We start from the raw sequence: 17845 nt of genomic DNA, 5'->3' as shown, positions 1-17845 counted from the left end.
ATTATTACCATTTGCCGGTAATAATGGGGTATTCGAACAGATTACTGGCGAATGATGCCTTCCAGGAACTGACCAAACTGATCTCCATGATGTTCGAGAAGTTTCGGGAACATGGAAATAGGGGTCATGCCGGGAAAGGTATTAATTTCGTTCAGCAATATTTCATTTTCTTCTGTCAGGAAGAAATCAATGCGGGACAGATCTTTTAACCCCAACTGAGTGAATGCCTTCAAGGCATATTCACGGATGGTGCTGATCTGTTCTTCACTCAAGCCGGGTGCTTCCAGATAGGTGGTGGAGTGGCTGCCGGCACTGTATTTTTCTTCATAACTGTAGAAACTGTCACTTGGCGTACTGATTTCGCCCGGACGGGTTGCAACCAATTGGTTGTTATAGCGGTATACCGCCACTTCCAATTCGCGCGGGCGTACCGCTTTCTCGACCAGCACCTGATCGGAATAGCCGAATGCAGCATTGACCGCGGCGGATAGTGCCGCAGCGTCGGTTACTTTATAACAGCCGACGGAAGAACCCTGACTGGCGGCTTTCACAAAGACAGCGCCCCAGTTACGGAAGGCGGTATGCGCCTGTGCATGGGCTGCTTCATTGTTTTCTGACAGGAACAGGAATGGGGTATTTGGAATGCCCAATGCGGACAGCCAGAGTTTGGTGCTGACTTTGTTAAAACAGAGTTTGCTGCCTTCAGAGCCACAGCCCAGATAGGGCAGGCCGATCAGTTCCAGCATTGACTGGATGTCGCCAGTTTCACCGGGATAACCATGGATGCAGGGAACGACAAAATCGACCGGCTGTGCGCCATTATCGAAGTGCAACTGCTGATCCATGCCCAAATGACAGGAGCGGCCATCGCTGGTCTGCCAGTGATCGGGAAAGAGTTCAACTCGGGTAACGCTGACTTCCGCCAGATTTTTCAACTGGCTTTCCAGAAAGTTAGCACTCAGCAGAGAAATTTCATGCTCACTGCCGCCACCGCCGCACAGCAGCAGTACGTGAAGGTGTTTCATCTTGATATCCTTTACAATTGGCTGGTGGGTCGCCAGCTCCCGGCGGCCGCCTGTCCGCAGTCTAACAAGCCTGTTCCGACAGGGCAAAGCCTTCGGCTATTTTTCCCTGCAATTGACAATCAATCATGTCGCAGGCTATTACTCTACACGGGCAGGATAGGAGATAGGTATGTGGCAGAAAACAGGCGCATTACTGTTGCTAGCGCTGATGACGGGGTGTGCACAGGAAGCACCGCCCGCCTTGATTCAACCCCAGGGGGAATATCGACTGTTACCCTGGGAAACGACGCGCCGTCAGGTAGATGCCCTATTGCAGGGTGACCAGAATATGCTGCTGTCAGTACAGAACAAGCCAAATGCGGTGACCCCGCCCGTGCTGTTTGCGCTGGCCTATCAGCTTTATCAGCAACAACACTATCATGATGCCATGTTCTGGTTTTATACCGCCCAGTTACGAGCAAGAAGTGATGCCAATAAATCACTGGATGCTTCGGTCCAGCAAGGCGTGACCAAACTCAGTGAGCAGTTCGGTAGTGAGATTGCAGCGTATGGGTTAAGTCATCCGGCCGAGATGGAAGCGGCCATGCGACAGACACTGACGTGGGATAAAACCGCCCAGCGCAGTTATAATCCGCGTTGGGTTGCCTTGCATGGCACCGAGATGGAAACCCAGAAGGAGTATGCCTTTCTGCCGATGGATCGCTGGCCCCAGATTGACCAGATAACCCATCGCGAGTATGCCCGTGGCTTTGCCCGTCTGATGGTTTCGCTGCGGCAGGGATCAGGTTTTTCGCTGCCCAACTAGCCAGATCCCGGTCAACACGACGCTGACACCGACCCATTGCAGCGGGGTTAGGTGTTCATTCAATATGCCAATACTCATAAAAATGGTCAGAATCGGCCCGACGCTGCCAATCAGTGCGGTTTTGCCGGCACCAATTCTCGCCATGGCGGCGGCCAGGGCATACAACGGCAGCACCGTCGAGAGTAACGCCATGATTAAACCATAGCCCCAGACAGGGAGGGGCTGAACAACGAGATGATGCAGTGGGCGCGTGAGGGCATAGTGAATGAACATGGATAACGCCGACATGCTGAGGGCGAGTTCGGCAAAGCGCATGGAACCGATCCGCTTGATGACGGGCGGGCTCCAGGTCAGATACAAGGCATAACTGACGGTACTGGCCACGACAAACAGCAGACCCACCAGATTGAGACGTGCACCGGCAAAATCCGGGACCAGAACAATCACCATCCCCAGATACGTCAGCAACATAGACAACCACATGTGTCGGCTGATGGTGGTTTTCATAAGCCAGGCGGATAACAGCACTGTCAGGGTGGGGTAGAGGCAAAGCACCAGTCGTTCAATGCTGGCGCTAACGGTTTCCAGACCGATGAAATCAAACAGGCTGGCCAGATAATATCCCAGGATACCCAATAACAGGATCATGGCGCGATCCGACCAGGCGAGCGGCTTGGTCGGTCCACGACGGAACAGACGCATAATCGAAATAAATGGTAAGACCAGCAGTAAACGTATGGTCACCAAGGTCGTGCCGTCGACACCATATCGATAGGCCAGTTTGACAAAAATGGCCTTACTGGCAAAACCACAGGCGGCCAATATCGCCAACATTAAACCGGTTACATAAGCGGATGGATTCATTACCAGACTACTCTTACTGCTGAGAAGCAGGAATTAACGACAACAGATCCTGAATATCATGCAACATCAGATGCGGCAGTGTATGCAACGTACGCCAATCCTGCCCCTGATTATTGATCCAGGCAGCCTGATAACCATTTCTTATTGCGCCGAGCACATCAGTGGTGACATCGTCGCCCACATGCAGGATCTGATGCGGACTCAACTTCAGTTGCGCCGCCATCAGCCGGAACATATCCGGGGCCGGTTTCATCTTGCGGCCATTACCGGCTTTCAGTACATGCTTAAACTGACCTGCCAGCCCGATCCGTTCCAATAAGACATTGCCATTGGTGATGACTACCAGCGGGAAATGCCGGCTGAGTTTTTTTAAGACATCCAGCGAGGCTTCCGGAACGATCACGCGAGAACGGACTTCGAGAAATTCGGCAAAGACATGTTGTGCCGCGGTTTTGGCCTCGGCTTTTGCCATACCGCCGCGTTGCAGGCCTACTTCGATCATGGCTAGCCGACAACGACTGACATCATCATGCAGCGAAGGGTCGGCGAGCTGTAATTCGTGTTTGAGCTGTTGCCACCAGGTTCGATCATACATGGCACTGGCCAGATAGCGGTCGCGCATGGCGTCAACCATCCACTGTTCGGCGTGCTCGATCACCGGACGGTTATCATAAAGCGTGTCGTCCAGATCAAAACTGATGGCACGGATATCCTGTAAACGACGGAAAAACTGCATAACAGACTCGGATGACAGAGCGGGAATGGTGACCCATATTAGCGTTTTTTATCCACCGCCCGCTATCGCTTATGTGCTGGTTGCCGCAATCCCGCGTTCTTGGCCGATGATCTTACAGAAACGCTGCACAATATTTTGTGCCTGGCGCACGATCGCCTCACAGTGATCCAGCCCCGGCCCTGTGCGCCAGGAGGCAACCTGTGACAGCATCGACAACGAGGAGGGTTGGGTGTTTTCGATATTCAGGATCACCAGCGAACCGTTCGCCAACTGTTCCCGTACCAGCGCCGGCGGAATGACGCCAATCCCGAAACCATCTTCAATCAGCCGCGTCATGGCGGCAAAAGAGTTCACGCAACTGACCCGAGGCGATGTAATGCCGTTCAGATGCAGCAGGCTGAGAATATCCTGATGCGGACGGGAGTTGGCGACAAAGGTGATCAACCGCTCTTTGGCCAGATCCTGCAATGAGGCGAATGGGCGGTTAAATGCGGAATTGGCGGCGACAATCCAGCGCATGGGGTATTTCGCCAGTTCGAGGTTGTGGATCGATTCAAGACGGATCAGATCAGCCTGAAAAGCGATGTCGAGATAGCCTTTCTGCAACTGATTAGCGAGACCACGGGCACTGTCGACCGTGATTTCGACTTCCAGATGCGGGTAGTGATCGGTGATCCATGATAACAGTTCAATAAACCAGGTATGTACCACCGAATCGATCGCACCGATGCGGACTTTACCCTCATAGCCACTGGCCTGTCCGAGCGACATGCGTAAGGCGTGGGCCCGGCCGACAATTTGTTCGGCATACTCCAGCACCTTTTCGCCATCAGGGGTGAGCCGGACGCCTTTGCTGTCCCGCACAAACAATCTTACGCCCAGTTCTTCTTCCAACGCCGCGATCCGGTTTGAGATGGATGCCTGGGTGGTGAATAATTTTTCAGCTGTTAATCGGAAACTATTTAACCGGGCAACCCACAGAAATGTTTCCAGAAAGCGAACGTTCACGATGACCTCTTAATGCCCAAAACCGGATGCGACCTATGACTGCGGCCGGTTCATCAGCCAAATGCATAATTCGGGCCATGAGCCGCGAAAAGTTTTTCTTATCACAGGTTATGAAAATTAGTCGTTAGACAGTTTTCATCTCCACTACGGATAATTATAAAAAACACTGAGAACCCCAAGTTCTGCAGAGTTTTTCACCATGAAATGAGATGTTTCATGGTTCGGGTTATGTTTTCCCGCTAAGATATCAGAGAACAAAAAATGAGCAGTGATAGTAGTAGTGGCGCATACTATAAAGATAGCGTTGTAATTCAACAACCGTCGATCGTTCAGTCGAAAGAATTGAGCCGACGGGAAAAATGGATACCAGTAATTTACTCTTGTTTGTTGATTGCCGTTGGTCAGACCGGGATGAGCTTGTTGCTGCCGGCGCTGCCAGAAATGCATCAGGATCTACACATCTCCTCGCAGATGACGCAATGGCTGGTCTCTGCCTATTTGCTCGGCTTTGGTCCTTCTCAGTTATTTTATGGCCCATTTTCAGATATTTATGGTCGCCGTCCGGTGTTGCTATCGGGCTTGATGGTTGCCGTTGTCGGGATCCTGCTGAGTTTATTTGCCCATCAGAGTGCCGCCATCATTATCCTAGGACGAGTACTACAGGGTGTCGGTGCCGGTTGTGCTTCCGTCATTGCCCGGGTGTCGTTACGTGATCGTTATGAAGGGACGCACCTGCGCCAGGCGATGGCCTATTTCGGGATTGTAATGGCGTTTGTGCCGACCATTACGCCATTGGCCGGTGGCTTCCTGACTACTCACTTTGGCTGGGTCAGTATTTTCTTCACGATGGCCGGTTATCTCGGTCTTCTCTGGGTCTTGTTGTTCTATCGTTTTGAAGAGACACATACCGCAGAATCTTCTGCAGATCGGGCCCATGCCAGTGATTTTGTGCATCAATACTGGCAACTGCTGAAGAGTGACCACTTTCGCTGTTATTCGGGCGTGGTGTGGATTCAGTATTCACTCAACGTTTTCTCGATTTCCGTAATGCCGTTCATCATGCAGATGCAGGTTGGGATGTCAGCGGATGTCTATGGCCGCTGGACGCTGTTACCGGCGATTTCACTGGTATTAGGCGGTGTGCTGGCCAGTAAGACTCGGCATTACTTTTCTAAAGAGTCAGTCTTGCAAGGTGCATCGATGCTGCAGCTGGTCTCGGGTGTGTGCATGCTGATACTGCCGCACACCGCATTGTTGATGATGCTGAGCTTGTCACTGTTTGCATTTGGTAATGGCATGGCGTTCCCGAATGCACTTTCCAGCCTGCTGGAGCCTTACAAACGCACAGCCGGTACTGCCACAGCGTTGGCAGGGGCGGGTCAGATGTTATCGGCTTCTTTTGCCAGTGCATTTTTGGTCAGCCTGGGTATTACGTCGATTATGGGGTTGGGTGCAGTGTTGTTGCTGGGCGGGGTGGTACTGCTGTATCTGACGCACCATGCCAGAAACACGGTGCCTGCCTGCGATGACTGGCATTCACACCATCATCCAATTCATCACTGAGCTCGCTATCGCAGAGCTTATCCATCACAGAGTTCCTTTGTAGAAACGCTTAGTAAGCGGACCTTTAGCGGCGAGAAGTCTCCTCTCGCCGCTCTTTTTTTTCTGATTCTTTCCATTTCCGTTAAGCTAGGTGTCATCAGAAGACAGAGAAGGTTGCGTGATGATTGCTTTGATTCAGCGTGTCAGTGAAGCACGCGTGGTGGTGGACGGTGAGATCACTGGCGAAATCGGACCGGGGTTACTGGTGTTGCTGGGGGTGGAACGCGATGATGACCCGGTCAAAGCCGATAAGCTGGCACATCGGGTGGCCGGCTATCGGGTGTTCAGCGATGGAGAAGGCAAGATGAACCTGAACGTACAACAGGTGCAGGGAAAGGTACTGGTGGTTTCGCAATTCACGCTGGCGGCGGATACCCGCAAAGGAATGCGCGCCAGTTTTGCCGAGCGCAATGCCGATCCGGTACGGGCGGAAGCCTTGTATGAGCACTTTATCGGCCAGGTTGCACAAAAAGGGATCCCCGTTGCGAGTGGACGCTTTGCCGCAGACATGCAGGTGAGTCTGGTCAATGATGGGCCGGTGACGTTCTGGCTGCAGGTTTAGGCTCGGTCCAGATCAGGTGGTTTCGATAATGGGCAATCTGTAGGCTGTGCGCCTGACCACAACAGGCCAGCAGATGGCGAACCTGTTGCCACTCCTGTTCGGTGCGGGGCAACAGGTTAACGATGACTTTGCCAAGCGGCGTTAGCCGCTGTTGCAGGTATTGGTAGGTTTCAGGCTGAAAGAGCGGGGCCGGGCTGCCATCATCACTGAACAGATCGATCAGGATCAGGTCATATTGCATGGGATCTGTTTTCAGCCAGGCGAAGGCGTCATGACAGCAGAGTGTCGGCTGTTCTTGTTGCTGGAAAAATTGCTGATAAATGTCGATCACGGCGGCATTCAAGTCGACGGCCGTTTGCTGCACACCGGGATAGCGGTGGTGCAGCCAGCGCAGCAAATCGCCGCCACCGAGCCCCAGATGTAAGATCTGCTGCGCCTCGGCGGGTAATAGCGCTTGCAGTAGCCGCTGGTGCGGCAGACAGAGTTCGCTGGCGGCTGCATGTTGCAATACCGACTGTACTACCCCATCGAGCAGCAACCAGCGAAAGTGCTGATCTTCGCGGACTTCCAGCCATTGTTCACCCTGCCGTCGCCAGTATATCAGCAACCCATTTTGTGCGGCCGCACTGACATCAAATTCGCGAGGGGGCAACTCGTTCATTCCCGTAATGGGCCCTGTGGCCCCTGTGGTGGATAATGGATCGGTTTGGTCGGCCAGCTGGCTGCATTGCTGGCCGGTAGATGGAACGATAATTGTGGCTCCTGCAGAGCGCCGGTCAAATTGCCGAGCAATTCAGGCTTGTTCTGATCATTGAGCAGGCCAAGCTGCAAACGCCATTGCTGCTTATTCAGATCAACCCCCTGTTTTAAGGCAAGCAGATGGGTAATGGATTCAAATGCCGAGCCATCGAAATCCAGCATGCCGTGGTTGGCCTGCAACTGAACACGGACATGGTTAAAGGCGGTGTCACCACTACGCAGCTTGCCAATGAGCTGTTCAAAGGTTTGGGGTTCAGGGGCTTTCGGCGTGAGTTGATTATCCAGATAACTGTCTAAGGTCAGCCCATCGACAAACAGATCTTTAATCGACAAGGTGGCACTGCCTTGCAGCGTCTTTTCGATATCAGTCAGCGTATGCCCATTTGCCTGTAAATCGAGCGTCAGATCCGATTCGCCGGCAAAGGGATAGTGGGGCCCTAACATATCGCTGAGCTGTTCCAGATCGAATTTTTTCAGTGACAGCTTGAGTTGATGCGGAATATCCGTGGTCAGACCCCATTGTCCACTGACTGTGAAATCGGAGTTTTCCAGTTGGGTATTAAATTGTTCCAGCTGGATTTTATTGTCTGCCAGTTCAGCCTGAAATTCGGCCTTGCGACTGACCAGGGTCTGCCAGACCAGTTCCAGCCAGTCACCTTCCAGTCGGGCCTTATGATTGCTGGTGGAAAGCCCGGCGGGAGTCCAGCGTAAATCGGTCAGGAAGATATCGAGCCATTTCACAGTCAGCGGCACCGTGTCATCAAAAGAGATCACGGAGAGATGGTTGATATCCAGCCGACGCAGGTCGATCTGTAGGAACGGTTGCGCAGCCAGTACGGCACGCCAGCCCGGATGCAGTTCAGGGTGCATGTCATTAAGCTGCAGTTCATTGATGGTCAGGGTGGCAGCCGGACGATCACCTTCCAGATCGGCAGAGAATTGGCCGGAATAGGCGTTGCCATTGAACTGCATCCGCCAGTCTTGCTCACGCAGGCGGCCTTCGCCTTGCATATCCGTCAACTGAAACTGACCACTGGTGTATTCCCCCAGCTTGCCCTGATATTCAAAGGTCGGCAGTGTGCCGGGGTGCCATTGCAATTTTTCCAGCGTGCCGGAGATCTGGTTAATGGCAAAATGCTTGGACAAATCGATGGCACTGACATTTTCCAATGACACTTCATCGGCGTCGAACTGTGGCAACGCAAAGGGCAGCGCAGGCAGTGCCTGCAGATCGAGCTGCCAATTGGCCAGTTCCAGCTTCTGGAATTCCACATGATTCTTTTTCAGATCCCAGATGAATTGGGCGGCCAGCCCGCCGTGGAAGATATCGCTTTGCAGGTTATCAAATTTCAGCGTGCTGTCAGTGACGGTGCCCTGGAGCCGGGTTTTGCCAAGCGCAAAGGTGTCATGTTGCAGATGTTCCACACTGGCATCAAACGTGGCATTGGCCAGTGGAATGAGTTCTCCATCGCGGATCGGTTGCCAGTTCGCCAGATGTAAATTGCCGCCCGAGACCGCGCCGGATGACCAGCTCAGTTGCAATTTATGAATGTTGAGGTCGTCGACCTGCAATTGTCGAAAAGGTTGAGGCAGGCTTAATCCCGGCTGCCATTTGATTTGCGGATGAATGATGTCGAGATGGGCGATGTGTAATTGCCGATGCCACCAGGAACCATCAGCAATTTCGAGATAGACCTTGTCGATCTTGATATCGGGCCCCAGTGTGACGTTCTCGGCTAATACGATTTTGGGAAACAGCGGGTTGTAGCTCAGTTTACCAATAGCCAGTGGCAGCCCGGTTTGCTGTTGTACCCAGGCAACGAAGGGCCCTTTGAGATACTCGGGCTTTAATAGACCGAGTGTTATCCAGACGGTGATCACCAGCGCCAAGACGGACCAGAGAAACCAACGAAAAAGACGATGCATGAAAAAAGCCATTCAGATCACATCATTAAGGCGGATTTGTGTTCAGTGTAACGGATGATGTCAGGCTTGAGAATATTCATCGCGTTCCCCAAACCAGCGGCGGATCAGGGGTGTGACACAAGCCGGATATTGCTGGAAGATCCGTTGCGCCAGCTGCTGTACCTGCGGAATGAGCGCCTGATCGCGCACCAGATCGGCAATTTTCAGATCGGCGAGACCTGTCTGTTTGGCCCCCAGCATTTCTCCGGGGCCGCGCAGCTCCAGATCTTTCTGGGCAATGACGAAACCATCATTGCTGTCGCGTAAAACACCGAGCCGCTGCTGTGCCGTTTTCGACAACGGAGCGTGATAGAGTAAAACACAGTGCGAGGCAATGGCTCCGCGCCCGACACGGCCGCGTAATTGGTGTAATTGGGCCAGCCCGAGCCGTTCCGGATTTTCAATGATCATCAGGCTGGCATTTGGCACATCAACTCCCACTTCAATGACGGTGGTGGCGACCAGCAGATGCAGAATGCCTTCTTTGAATTCCTGCATCACCCGCTGTTTTTCGACGGGTTTCATCCTGCCATGGACCAGCCCGATATGCAGTTCCGGCAACAGTTGTTGTAATTCTTCAGCGGTATTTTCCGCGGCCTGACACTCCAGCACTTCCGACTCTTCAATCAGTGTGCAGACCCAATAAGCCTGACGTCCTTCCAGACAGGCCTGACGCACCCGTTCAATCACGGTTTCACGGCGGCTATCCGGCAAGGCGACGGTCGTGATCGGGGTTCGTCCCGGCGGCAACTCATCAATGATCGATGTATCCAAATCGGCGTAAATGGTCATCGCCAGCGTGCGTGGGATCGGTGTGGCGGTCATGATCAGCTGATGCGGATACACGCCATCCTGTGCTCCTTTCTCACGTAATGCCAACCGCTGATGCACACCAAAACGGTGTTGTTCATCCACAATGACCAGCAATAGGTGTTGAAATTCCACCTGTTCCTGAAAGACGGCGTGGGTGCCCACCACCATTTTGACCTGTCCGGAGCGAATGGCCGCTAATTGCTGTTCACGCGCTTTACCTTTCACCTTGCCAGCCAACCAGCCGGTTTCAATCCCCAATGGCGTGAGCCAGTTGCTGAAGTTGTTGGCATGCTGTTCCGCCAACAGCTCAGTGGGGGCCATCAGCACCACTTGCCCTCCGTGCGCGATGACCTGCAATGCGGCCAGCGCGGCCACCAGGGTTTTACCGGAGCCGACATCGCCCTGCACCAGCCGCATCATCGGATGCGGGCGCGTGAGATCTTGGCTGATTTCATTGACGACCCGTTGTTGTGCGCCGGTCGGTTTAAACGGCAAACGGGCCAATAACTGTTCGCATAACGACCAGTTGGTGGCCAGCGGACACGCCTGATGTTGCTGCGCGCTGTAGCGCAGTTGCAGCACGGTGAGGTGATGTGCGATCAATTCTTCCAGCGCCAGCCGTTGTTGTGCCGGATGCTGACCATTTTCCAGTTGTGCCAGCGAGACATCAGGTGGCGGACGATGCAGTAACAATAACGCTGCACTCAGACTGAGCTGACGTGGATAGAGGCCTTCTGGTAATAACTCTTTTACGCCATGTTCTTGCAGCAAGTGCAAGGCCTGTTCGGTCAGATTGCGTAACGAAGCCTGCCGTAAGCCTTCGGTTGTCGGATACACCGGGGTCAGTGTGGCGGCCATTTCCAGCGGCGCATCCTCTTCCTGCAGCTTGTATTCCGGATGAACGATTTCAAAGCCGTGCAGACCCCGCTTAATTTCGCCAAAACAGCGAATGCGGCGACCGGGCGTCAGTGCATTTTTCTGTCCGGCGGTGAAATGAAAGAAGCGCAAGGTCAGCGAGCCGCTACCATCACTGATGCGGCACAACAGCATACGGCGCTTGCCCTGCTGAATGTCACAACTCTGGATCACCCCTTCGGTGGTACAGGCATGGTCGGCCCTTAATTCGGCAATCGAATAGAGGCGCGTGCGATCTTCATAACGCAGCGGTAGATGGAACAGCAGATCCTGCACAGTATGCAGCCGCAGATGCGTTAGCTTTTCTGCCACTTTGCTGCCGACACCCTTGAGCATCGAAATCGGGATCGCGGAGAGTTCCATGGAAGCCTCTGATACTGTGAATTTATCCAGATATTATCAAGAGGATATGGCAGGGGCAAATCGAGACAGGAAATAAAAAAGAAATTTTCATTTTGAAAATTCAATGTTTATTTATAGGCCTATTTTAGGTACTGAATCGATGATTCATTTTTATTTTGTCATGAAAACGGGCCATTTTTCGATTGTATATTGAGGTCAGAGGATTCCTTTGTGGTTTTGTTTGTGTCTTTTGAATCTGTTTTAGGCATGTAAATCATTGCTAACCTCCTTTGTGGAGTTGAATGAGTTTATTTCAGGTGGTTTTCAAATTAAAAACGCTACTTGCATCACAATGTGAAAATCAAAATGTGCAAATGTTCGTTCATTGTGAAAATATTAATGTGCAGGTTACATGAAACACCCCGTTCATCATCGTAGTCTGTACTGAACTGCACATCATGATCTTTGAGCTGTTTGATGTGTCCCTTCACTGATGGAATCAAATTGAGGAATACGTCATGGATTTAGTAATTCATGCAGCGGAATGGTTTATCGGGCTATTCCAGAAAGGCGGTGCGGTGTTTGTCAGTATGGTGACAGGCATTCTGCCGTTGTTGATCTCGCTGATGGTAGCGATGAACGCCTTGATCCGGTTTATCGGCCAAGAGCGGGTTGAACGCATGGCACAAAAATGTGCGGGCAACCCTATCTCTCGCTATCTGATCTTACCGGTTGTCGGCACGTTTGTGTTTATGAATCCCATGACCTTGAGTCTGGGACGTTTCTTACCGGAACGGTATAAACCGTCTTACTATGCGGCGGCGTCTTACAGTTGCCATTCAATGAACGGTCTGTTTCCACATATTAATCCAGGCGAGTTGTTCGTGTATTTAGGTATTGCCAATGGTCTGACTACGCTGCATCTGCCGTTGGCTCCGCTGGCGATCAGCTATTTGTTTGTTGGTATGGTCTCTAATTTCTTCCGTGGCTGGATCACTGATTTTACGACCGCTTTTGTCGAAAGACAGCAGAACATCCGTCTCAGTACCGAAGTACATATGCACACTAACTAATCAGGCTCAGGAGCAGACATCATGGCAAATGCATTGTATATCACCAAAGGAAATGGTGGCTGGGGCGGCCCTTTGACAATCCCAGTGGATAAGAACAAAAAGGTCCTTTATATCACCGCGGGTACACGTCCTGACATCGTGGACCGTATGGTGGAATTGTCAGGCATGGAAGCGGTTGATGGCTTTAAAACCTCCGTTCCTGATAATGAAATCGCCGTTGCGGTGATTGATTGCGGTGGCACATTACGCTGCGGTCTGTATCCGAAAAAACGGATACCAACCGTAAACATCCATTCCACCGGCAAAAGCGGCCCGATGGCGGACTTTATTGTCGAAGACATTTATGTCTCCGGCGTTCGCCCTGATAACATTACGGCCAGTGTACAAGGTACCGCCACACCGGCGCCAACCATGCAGCACACATATAAAGAAGAGCCACGTCAGTATGACAGCAGCAAAAAGCTGAGTGAACAAAGCGATGGCCTGCTGGCGAAGATCGGGATCGGCATGGGCTCCGTCATGGCCACCTTCTTTCAGGCTGGGCGTGAAACGATCGATACGGTCTTGAAATCGATATTGCCATTTATGGCTTTCGTTTCGATGTTGATTGGGGTGATTATTGCGTCTGGATTCGGTGATGTCATTGCACATGCGTTGATTCCACTGGCAAAAAGCCCAGTTGGTTTGATTACGCTGGCGTTGATTTGCTCATTCCCATTCTTATCACCTTTCCTTGGCCCTGGCGCGGTGATTGCGCAAGTTATCGGGGTTTTGGTAGGCACTCAGATTGGCATGGGCAACATTCCACCCCATCTGGCATTGCCAGCCCTGTTTGCGATCAATGCACAAGCGGCCTGTGACTTTATCCCTGTGGGGTTAAGTCTGGCTGAAGCGAAACCAAAAACTGTCCAGATTGGCGTACCGTCTGTGCTGTACTCCCGGTTTTTAACCGGCGCCCCTACAGTATTGCTGGCTTGGTTTGCATCTTTCTTTATCTATCAGTAATAGCAGTAATAGAAGTCGAGGATTGAGATGACTATGTTATACCGTACCCAAGTGACTCATATCGGTGAGTATGCGGCAGATGCCCTGAGTGACAATATGATGATCCTATTTAACGATAACGCACCCGCTGATGTTGCAGATTATTGCTTCATTCATCCGGCTGCCGAGTTGAATGGCGAGATCAAGGCGGGGGGGCAGTTTGTGCTCGGCGCGTCACGTTATCTGATCACGGCGGTGGGGGATGTGGTTAATCCGAACCTTGCAGAACTCGGTCACATCACCATTCGTTTTGATGGTGGTGCACAGGCTGAATATCCAGGCACCGTACATGTTGAAGGGAAATGCCCTGATGAATTGGTGCTGGGTACAGAAATTAGATTTGAACTGAATAACTAAAACTCACTGCCCCCTCTGCAACATATGAGTTGGCGCTCGTTGCAGGGGGGAGCGAGACTTGCAATTAAGGAGATTAACATGTCAAAAGTGGCATTGGTAGTTGGTGGCGGTCGCAACTTAGGGGCATTTCTGTGTCATGGATTGGCAGCAGCCGGATATAAAGTGGCGGTTGCCGATTTAGACGGACAGAATGCCCAAGAAACGGCGGCAGCGATTGCCGAGCAGTTCGGGACAGACAATGTCATGGCTGTGCAGGCAAATTCCACCGATGAACAAGATGTTGAGCGTATGGTTGGCGCGATTGATGATCGTTTCGGTCGTATCGATCTTATGGTGTATAACGCCGGTGTTGCACAGGCTGCCAGAATCGACGCTTTCCCTCTGGATGCCTGGAAACGTTCTATCGAAGTTAATCTGACCGGTTATTTCCTGTGTGCCCGGGCCGTTTCAAAAATCATGATGCGACAGAATTTTGGCCGGATTATCCAGATCAATTCCAAATCCGGTAAAGTCGGTTCAAAACATAATTCCGGTTACTCTGCCGCAAAATTTGGCGGGGTTGGCCTGACGCAATCTCTGGCACTGGATCTGGCTGATTACAACATTACCGTGCATTCGCTGATGCTGGGCAATTTGCTGAAGAGCCCGATGTTCCAGTCTCTGTTACCGCAATACGCGAAGAAACTCGGTATTCCGGAAGATCAGGTAGAACAGGTCTATATCGATAAAGTGCCGCTGAAACGGGGTTGTGATTATCAGGATGTTCTGAACGTGCTGAAATTTTATGCCAGTGAAGAGGCCAGCTACTGTACCGGTCAATCTATCAATATCACCGGTGGACAGGTGATGTTCTAATTAAATTGTTTCGTTCAGGGTTAATAGGATCCCGGTTCAGCTCCTGAGGATGCCTGTTATGTTGGCAGTGTTTTTTACACTGCCTTTTTTCCATCAACGAGGTGAAAAATGGATACGACTTATACGCTGATTATTTGTGCCGTGATTGCCTGGAGTTTGCAAATTGTGACCGGTTTTCTACAGATGCGTGCATTTAACCGCATGTTGCAGACGATGAGTTTGAAAGGCATTGTGAAAATTGGAAAAACCTCATCTCGCTGGAAACCACGAACTTTGGTTGTGTTAGCACATGATGAAAATGAGGTGATTGTTGATGCCAGTATCATGAAAGGCATCACCATTTTTGCCAGACCCAAAGCTTTATCCGCGATCATCCATGCTCGGCTCCCTTTATCAGAGACAATATTGACCGGGCTGGATTCTGCGACACGGGAAGCAATAACCTGCGCTTTATCAACAAAATGATAATTCAATAATGCTAATTCTTTCATTTTGAAAATCTCCGTGTATCTTTAATGTGGTTTATTTATACAGAGAGCCTGATATGAGCGTTGAAATTCGTCGGGAAATGTTAGTCCGTTATTTACGGGAACATGGCAGAACGGCTGTTAATGATTTGGCGACACACTTCAACATCACGGGCGCTACCGTACGCAGTGATTTACGTCAGTTAGAACAGAGCAATTTGGTTACCAGACGTTATGGCGGTGCGGAGGCGGTGACTCAGCCAGTGGCTGAAGATCGCACTATGGATGAAAAAACGACGCTGAATCAGAACATCAAACAACGGATTGGTGCAAAAGCGGCAGGCTTGGTTCACGATGGTGAATCGATCATTTTGGATAACGGTAGCACCACGTTACAGATGGTGCCATGGCTGGTCGAACGGGTGGCATTGACCTTGATGACCAACAGTTTACTGATCATGAATGAGGTGGTTTCCCGCGATAGCAACATGACTTTGCTGATGCCGGGTGGTACTTATCGTAAACGTTCTTCGTCCTTTCACGGCGGGTTGGCTGAACAGGCGTTCCGATCTTTCACCTTTGACAAATTGTTTATTGGTGCCGATGGCTTTGACATCGAACAGGGAACCACCACGTTCAATGAGGCGTATCAGGTCAGTCAGGCCATGTGTCAGGCCGCAAAACAAATCATTGTCGTGACCGACTCTACCAAGTTTGGCCGTAAGACCCCTAACGTTGTGGTTCCTATCAGTAAAATCGATATTGTCATTACCGACCAAGGTATCAGTGAATCTGATAAGGCGGCGTTGGAGCAGCGAGGCATACAGGTTTTGCTGGTTTAGTGGTGGGCAACATTTGAAATAGCATCCCAGATATAAAAAGAAATTCATATCAATAGGTTGCTATTTCAGATTGTCATAATTATTTGTCTTTTTAATACTGTTTTTCAGTAATAAAACTCACTCATAGCCAAGTTGCGCCATCACGGGAAGGCAACCGGCAATCAATTGATGCTGTAACTCCGGTGCGATCTCGGTTTTGCCGCTTCCCACAATGCCTTTTCTGAAAAAAGGCGCCGTACTTTTATCCAGCCGTTCACGGAAACCGGTCGTTTGCTCTTGTTTCTGTAAATTGCTAAAGCTGCTTTGTTCAATCGCCAGCTGTAACTGCTCTTTGGCAAATGACATCCCCATTGCGCTAAACAGGGCATCAAATGCCGTTAATGGGTCTTTCCTCAGATCTTCATAACGCACCCGATAAACCGGATAGGGAATGCTTTCATCCATCCAGCTTAAGGTGTGTGCATTCCATGAACCATGATTTTCCGGCAATCGGCGTTTATCTTTGGCGAGCTTATGCTGATTTTTAGTAGTTAAATCAGGCGTCAACATCGCGGTTAAGCCTTCTTCATGCGTCATCCCAAAATGTTTACTGTAGGAAGGCAATACATCCAGTGGATGGCGCACAATATGGATGACGCCTTGAACCCGCTCAGGTGGAAATATGTATTGCCCATCCTGATTTTTCCGCAGCATGTCGTGTGTTTTCAGAAATACTGTATCCGTTTCATTATCAAGCGCGAGACGATAAAAATCGGGAAGAAAACAATCGGTCGTTTCACGAGTCAGGTCGCTTGCTTCCCACGGCATTAGCTGGTCAAAGGACATACGTTTGTCGCATTTAAACCCGCCAACCAGAATGTCATTGATCGATACCGGTGCTTTTTCTGGAAACAGCAGATTCGATAGCAAAATACGTAGCCAGGTATTGCCGGATTTCGGATAACTCGCCAGCAGTATCATCTTATTCATCGTGAAAATGTTCCTCGATCACTTCTGCCACATGTTGCGGGGTCATGGTCGTCTCAATCACGAACCGATATACCGGGCAATGGTGAGCGATATGGGCTGCAAACTTAAAATGAGCGGCTGCTTTGCCTAACCCATTGATCAACGCCGGGCGGAAGGTGTGCATTCTGGTTAAACCAAAGATCTCGCCGCCCTGTACCGTTTGCCAGCCAAATGTCAGTTCGGGCTCGTCTTTGAGTGGACGCACCAGTTCTACTATGGCCAGCACTGGTAAGGTAGTTTGCCAGGTTGGTGCCGGCCAGAGATATTTATTTTTAGGGCCGAACGACAGGCTGAGTGCTGGGGTATCAACCGCCAGTTTATCGCAGCTATCCGGCCATAGCCGGATGGACTGACTGGCAGGATGAACCATCAGTTGGTCATCATCTAGCGTGAGCCGGCTGATATCATCATTCAGGAGCGACCAACCATTCTGACAGAGTGCCGCTGCCGTGGTGGATTTTCCAGTACCGGAATGGGCACAAATAAGAATGGCACCATCCAAGCCTGATTTCGTGAGGGCGGCTGCATGTAAAGGCAGTTCATTCCGTTGTAAACACAGCGCTGCGTATGGGGTGGATAACAGAAAATGTTGCAATACCAATGGGTCAAAATCTTCTTTTAACGGGAAGGTTTTAATGGTTGTGCCATCGACGACGGTAAATTCGGCGATCGAGGGAATGCGTATCCACATGGCATTTTCTTTCATTTGCCAGTGCGTTTGTTCGTGGCGATAGGGGCCGGATAACGGTTCAGACTCCGCAATCAGCGTAATATCGCAATCGGTAACAGGTAAAGTAAACACA

At 51.0% G+C, this 17845-nt stretch carries 18 protein-coding genes; 9 read left to right on the top strand and 9 right to left on the bottom strand.

Translation table 11 applies throughout. The features are described from left to right. Positions 1-41: 41 nt before the first annotated feature. Positions 42-1025 carry a D-alanine--D-alanine ligase gene (locus H027_RS17560; protein WP_038149206.1) on the bottom strand — a complete coding sequence of 328 codons (984 nt, stop codon included), beginning with the start codon at positions 1023-1025 and terminating at the stop codon, positions 42-44. Positions 1026-1194: 169 nt separating this feature from the next. Between H027_RS17560 and H027_RS0106815 the strand changes: the two genes are divergently transcribed. Continuing rightward, positions 1195-1830 carry a hypothetical protein gene (locus tag H027_RS0106815; protein WP_024871737.1) on the top strand — a complete coding sequence of 212 codons (636 nt, stop codon included), beginning with the start codon at positions 1195-1197 and terminating at the stop codon, positions 1828-1830. On the opposite strand, the gene H027_RS0106810 is transcribed toward H027_RS0106815, so the two are convergent. The 3 genes from H027_RS0106810 to H027_RS0106800 form a co-directional block, all read right to left on the bottom strand. Continuing rightward, the gene (locus tag H027_RS0106810) at positions 1807-2694 is read right to left on the bottom strand and encodes a DMT family transporter (RefSeq protein WP_024871736.1); all 888 of its coding nucleotides are present in this window, start codon (positions 2692-2694) and stop codon (positions 1807-1809) included. The genes H027_RS0106815 and H027_RS0106810 overlap by 24 nt on opposite strands. Before the next feature lie 13 nt (positions 2695-2707). Continuing rightward, a complete protein-coding gene (locus tag H027_RS0106805) occupies positions 2708-3430 on the bottom strand; it encodes an HAD-IA family hydrolase (RefSeq protein WP_024871735.1) in 723 nt (240 codons plus the stop codon). 69 nt (positions 3431-3499) lie between these two features. Beyond that, entirely contained in the window at positions 3500-4438 is a 939-nt protein-coding gene (locus tag H027_RS0106800; protein WP_024871734.1) for a LysR family transcriptional regulator, read from the bottom strand. A gap of 261 nt (positions 4439-4699) precedes the next feature. Here H027_RS0106800 and H027_RS0106795 point away from each other — a divergent pair, with 261 nt between their 5' ends. Both H027_RS0106795 and dtd read left to right on the top strand, forming a co-directional pair. After that, positions 4700-6001 (top strand): multidrug effflux MFS transporter, encoded by a 1302-nt coding sequence (locus H027_RS0106795; protein ID WP_051448963.1) that lies wholly within the window; start codon positions 4700-4702, stop codon positions 5999-6001. A 160-nt stretch (positions 6002-6161) separates the two neighbouring features. Further along, positions 6162-6602: a D-aminoacyl-tRNA deacylase gene (gene dtd, locus H027_RS0106790; RefSeq protein ID WP_024871732.1), complete on the top strand. Its 441-nt coding sequence runs from the start codon at positions 6162-6164 to the stop codon at positions 6600-6602. Here dtd and H027_RS0106785 read toward each other — a convergent pair. From H027_RS0106785 to recG, 3 genes are read right to left on the bottom strand one after another with little or no spacing between them, the layout of a single operon-like run. Then, the gene (locus tag H027_RS0106785) at positions 6565-7263 is read right to left on the bottom strand and encodes a fused MFS/spermidine synthase (RefSeq protein ID WP_024871731.1); all 699 of its coding nucleotides are present in this window, start codon (positions 7261-7263) and stop codon (positions 6565-6567) included. The two genes, dtd and H027_RS0106785, sit on opposite strands and share 38 nt — an antisense overlap. Beyond that, positions 7260-9287 carry an AsmA family protein gene (locus H027_RS0106780; protein ID WP_161632448.1) on the bottom strand — a complete coding sequence of 676 codons (2028 nt, stop codon included), beginning with the start codon at positions 9285-9287 and terminating at the stop codon, positions 7260-7262. The genes H027_RS0106785 and H027_RS0106780 overlap by 4 nt, the downstream gene beginning before the upstream one ends. Positions 9288-9347: 60 nt before the next feature. After that, complete coding sequence (gene recG / locus H027_RS0106775; RefSeq protein WP_024871729.1) at positions 9348-11417, bottom strand: ATP-dependent DNA helicase RecG; 2070 nt, start codon at positions 11415-11417, stop codon at positions 9348-9350. Between the two features lie 497 nt (positions 11418-11914). Here recG and srlA point away from each other — a divergent pair, with 497 nt between their 5' ends. The 6 genes from srlA (at position 11915) to srlR (ending at position 16034) form a co-directional block, all read left to right on the top strand. Then, positions 11915-12469 (top strand): PTS glucitol/sorbitol transporter subunit IIC, encoded by a 555-nt coding sequence (gene srlA / locus H027_RS0106765; protein WP_024871728.1) that lies wholly within the window; start codon positions 11915-11917, stop codon positions 12467-12469. 21 nt (positions 12470-12490) lie between these two features. After that, complete coding sequence (srlE, locus tag H027_RS0106760) at positions 12491-13474, top strand: PTS glucitol/sorbitol transporter subunit IIB (RefSeq protein WP_024871727.1); 984 nt, start codon at positions 12491-12493, stop codon at positions 13472-13474. A 33-nt stretch (positions 13475-13507) separates the two neighbouring features. Further along, complete coding sequence (locus H027_RS0106755) at positions 13508-13870, top strand: PTS glucitol/sorbitol transporter subunit IIA (RefSeq protein ID WP_081741413.1); 363 nt, start codon at positions 13508-13510, stop codon at positions 13868-13870. A 78-nt stretch (positions 13871-13948) separates the two neighbouring features. Continuing rightward, entirely contained in the window at positions 13949-14725 is a 777-nt protein-coding gene (srlD, locus tag H027_RS0106750; protein ID WP_024871725.1) for a sorbitol-6-phosphate dehydrogenase, read from the top strand. Positions 14726-14833: 108 nt separating this feature from the next. After that, entirely contained in the window at positions 14834-15190 is a 357-nt protein-coding gene (locus H027_RS0106745; RefSeq protein WP_024871724.1) for a transcriptional regulator GutM, read from the top strand. A gap of 79 nt (positions 15191-15269) precedes the next feature. Beyond that, positions 15270-16034, top strand: coding sequence for a glucitol operon DNA-binding transcriptional repressor SrlR (srlR, locus tag H027_RS0106740; protein WP_024871723.1), 765 nt, complete (start codon positions 15270-15272; stop codon positions 16032-16034). 117 nt (positions 16035-16151) lie between these two features. Here the strand turns inward: srlR and H027_RS0106735 are convergent, their stop codons facing one another. Continuing rightward, entirely contained in the window at positions 16152-17003 is an 852-nt protein-coding gene (locus H027_RS0106735) for a sulfotransferase domain-containing protein (RefSeq protein ID WP_024871722.1), read from the bottom strand. Next, positions 16996-17844 (bottom strand): hypothetical protein, encoded by an 849-nt coding sequence (locus tag H027_RS0106730; protein ID WP_024871721.1) that lies wholly within the window; start codon positions 17842-17844, stop codon positions 16996-16998. Before H027_RS0106730 ends, H027_RS0106735 begins: the two co-directional genes overlap by 8 nt. Between the last annotated feature and the right edge of the window lies 1 nt (position 17845).

It is taken from the genome of Tolumonas lignilytica, from assembly GCF_000527035.1.
In the GTDB taxonomy this organism is placed as follows: Bacteria; Pseudomonadota; Gammaproteobacteria; order Enterobacterales; family Aeromonadaceae; genus Tolumonas; species Tolumonas lignilytica.
This window is presented reverse-complemented; position numbering and strand designations above follow the sequence as displayed.

What these genes read in the sequence shown, in the direction of transcription:
- H027_RS0106815 (WP_024871737.1), top strand. Translation starts at nt 1,195, where the DNA reads ATGTGGCAGAAAACAGGCGCATTACTGTTGCTAGCGCTGATGACGGGG.
- H027_RS17560 (WP_038149206.1), bottom strand. Translation starts at nt 1,025, where the DNA reads ATGAAACACCTTCACGTACTGCTGCTGTGCGGCGGTGGCGGCAGTGAG.
- H027_RS0106780 (WP_161632448.1), bottom strand. Translation starts at nt 9,287, where the DNA reads ATGCATCGTCTTTTTCGTTGGTTTCTCTGGTCCGTCTTGGCGCTGGTG.
- srlD (WP_024871725.1), top strand. Translation starts at nt 13,949, where the DNA reads ATGTCAAAAGTGGCATTGGTAGTTGGTGGCGGTCGCAACTTAGGGGCA.
- H027_RS0106735 (WP_024871722.1), bottom strand. Translation starts at nt 17,003, where the DNA reads ATGAATAAGATGATACTGCTGGCGAGTTATCCGAAATCCGGCAATACC.
- srlE (WP_024871727.1), top strand. Translation starts at nt 12,491, where the DNA reads ATGGCAAATGCATTGTATATCACCAAAGGAAATGGTGGCTGGGGCGGC.
- srlR (WP_024871723.1), top strand. Translation starts at nt 15,270, where the DNA reads ATGAGCGTTGAAATTCGTCGGGAAATGTTAGTCCGTTATTTACGGGAA.
- recG (WP_024871729.1), bottom strand. Translation starts at nt 11,417, where the DNA reads ATGGAACTCTCCGCGATCCCGATTTCGATGCTCAAGGGTGTCGGCAGC.
- H027_RS0106795 (WP_051448963.1), top strand. Translation starts at nt 4,700, where the DNA reads ATGAGCAGTGATAGTAGTAGTGGCGCATACTATAAAGATAGCGTTGTA.
- H027_RS0106805 (WP_024871735.1), bottom strand. Translation starts at nt 3,430, where the DNA reads ATGCAGTTTTTCCGTCGTTTACAGGATATCCGTGCCATCAGTTTTGAT.
- dtd (WP_024871732.1), top strand. Translation starts at nt 6,162, where the DNA reads ATGATTGCTTTGATTCAGCGTGTCAGTGAAGCACGCGTGGTGGTGGAC.
- H027_RS0106810 (WP_024871736.1), bottom strand. Translation starts at nt 2,694, where the DNA reads ATGAATCCATCCGCTTATGTAACCGGTTTAATGTTGGCGATATTGGCC.
- H027_RS0106785 (WP_024871731.1), bottom strand. Translation starts at nt 7,263, where the DNA reads ATGAACGAGTTGCCCCCTCGCGAATTTGATGTCAGTGCGGCCGCACAA.
- srlA (WP_024871728.1), top strand. Translation starts at nt 11,915, where the DNA reads ATGGATTTAGTAATTCATGCAGCGGAATGGTTTATCGGGCTATTCCAG.
- H027_RS0106745 (WP_024871724.1), top strand. Translation starts at nt 14,834, where the DNA reads ATGGATACGACTTATACGCTGATTATTTGTGCCGTGATTGCCTGGAGT.
- H027_RS0106755 (WP_081741413.1), top strand. Translation starts at nt 13,508, where the DNA reads ATGTTATACCGTACCCAAGTGACTCATATCGGTGAGTATGCGGCAGAT.